Genomic DNA, 2,237 nt, shown 5'->3' with positions numbered 1-2,237 from the left:
ATCAAGATCCGCGGCTACCGCATCGAACCAGGCGAGATCGAGGCCGCCCTGGCCTCCCACCCGACAGTCGCCCAAGCCGCCGTCACCGCCCGAGAAGACCGCCCCGGGCAGCAGCGCCTGGTCGGATATGTCGTGCCGGCCGCGGGGAAAGCGGTCGACCCGGACGCGCTGCGCTCCCACCTGGCGGCGCGGCTGCCCGGCCACATGATCCCGGCCGCACTCGTCACCCTGGACGCGCTCCCGCTGACCCCCAACGGCAAGCTGGACCGCACGGCCCTTCCGGTCCCCGACCATGCCGCCGACACCAGCTCCCGAGCTCCCCGCAACCCGATGGAGGAGCGGCTGTGCGCCCTCTTCGCCCAAGTACTGGGGACCGAGCCCGGCGGGATCGACGATGACTTCTTCGCGGCCGGTGGGCACTCGTTGCTGGCGAGCAAGCTGATCTCACGGATCCGGGTCGAGCTGGGGGCCGAGATCCCGGTACGCGCGGTGTTCGACGCACCGACGGTGGCCGCGCTCGCCGCGCTGCTCGAACCGGTGACCACCGAGGCGAACACGACCGGGAAGGCCGGTGCGGAACCCGACACCACCCGGACTTCGCTGATCGAGCTGGCCGGGCAGCCCCGCCCGGACCGGATTCCGCTGTCGTTCCCGCAACGACGGATGTGGCTGCTCAACCGGATCGAGGGCGCCGCCAGCGCCACCTACAACATCCCGTGGGCGCTACGGCTGTCCGGGGCGCTGGATCGTTCCGCGCTCCAAGCCGCGCTCGGCGACCTGGTCGCGCGGCACGAAGCGCTGCGGACGATCTTCCCCACCGTCGACGGTGAACCGCTCCAGCGGGTGCTGGACCCGGCCGCGGAAGCGCTCGCCTTCGAACCGCACACCGCGACCGTCGCGGCCGAGGACGTGGAGGCGGCACTGAACGAGGCGGCGGGGCGCGGCTTCGACCTGGAGTCAGAGCTACCGCTGCGCGCCCACCTCTTCTCTGTCCACGACGCCCCCGCGAGTGCCGAGGACACCCACGTCCTGCTCCTGGTCTTCCACCACATCGCCGCCGACGGCTGGTCGCTGGAGTTGTTGGCCCGCGACCTGTCCACCGCGTACGCCGCTCGGCGCGCGGGAATCGCCCCCGACTGGCCCCCGCCGCCGGTGCGGTACACCGACTACGCACGCTGGCAGCACACGGTGCTGGGCGCCCCGGAGGACCCGGCCAGCGTGCTGGCCCAGCAGGCCACCTACTGGCGGACGGCACTGGCCGCCCTGCCCGAGGAGCTGTCCTTGCCCTACGACCGCCCCCGCCCGGCCACGGCCTCCCACCGTGGATCCACCGTGGACCTGCTCGTGGACGCTGAGCTGCACGCAGGGCTCGGGGCGCTGGCGCGGGAGTGCGGAGCAACCGTCTTCATGGTGGTGCAGGCCGCGTTGGCCGCGCTTCTGGGCCGGATGGGCGCCGGGGAGGACATCCCGCTGGGCGTCCCGGTGGCCGGCCGGACCGAGGCCGCCACCGAGGACCTCGTCGGATTCTTCGTCAACACCTTGGTCTTGCGTACCGACCTCTCCGGTGACCCCAGCTTCCGGGAGCTGGTGCGCCGGGTACGCGAGACGGACCTGGCCGCCCACGCCCATCGGGACGTGCCGTTCGAACACGTGGTGGAGGTGGTGCAACCCCGGCGCTCCCCGGCTCGGCACCCGCTGTTCCAGACGATGCTGGCCTTCGAGAACACCCCTGGAGCCGTCTGCGACCTGGACGGGCTGACCGCGACCGCGATCCAGCCGGGCAGCCTGAACGTGGCCAAGTTCGACTTGACCTTCGCGCTGGCCGAGCAGCACGGCCCGGACGGCCGCCCGGCCGGGCTCCGAGGGCAGGTGGAGTACGCCACGGACCTGTTCGACCAGGAGACCGCCACCGCGCTGGCCGACCGGCTGGTCCAGGTGGCGCGGGCCGTGGTCACGGATCCGGGTACTCCCCTCAGCCGGGTGGACGTCCTGCTGCCGGCCGAGCGCGAGCGGGCACTGGGCGGAGCCTCGGCCACCGCCTTCGACGTAACCCCCACGATCCTGCCGCGGCTGTTCACCGCCCAGGCGGCGCGGACCCCCGAGGCGGTCGCGCTGGTCGCCGGGGACGGCATCGCCACCTATGCACGGCTGGAGGCGGACTCCAACCGCCTGGCCCGGCACCTGATCACCCACGGGGTCGGCCCGGACGTCCCCGTCGCGGTGGCACTGCCGGCCTC

The 2,237-nt window shown here is 73.0% G+C and carries 1 protein-coding gene; it reads left to right on the top strand.

All coding sequences use genetic code 11. From position 1 onward, the window contains the following. On the top strand, positions 1-2,237 hold a 2,237-nt coding region (locus N912_RS59695; RefSeq protein ID WP_037070451.1), incomplete at both ends, for a condensation domain-containing protein.

Origin of the sequence: Actinospineispora acaciae DSM 45401, from assembly GCF_000620785.1 — a bacterium.
Lineage (GTDB): Bacteria > Actinomycetota > Actinomycetes > Mycobacteriales > Pseudonocardiaceae > Pseudonocardia > Pseudonocardia acaciae.
The sequence above is the reverse complement of the archived record's forward strand: the minus strand, read 5'-3'. Positions and strand labels throughout refer to the sequence as shown.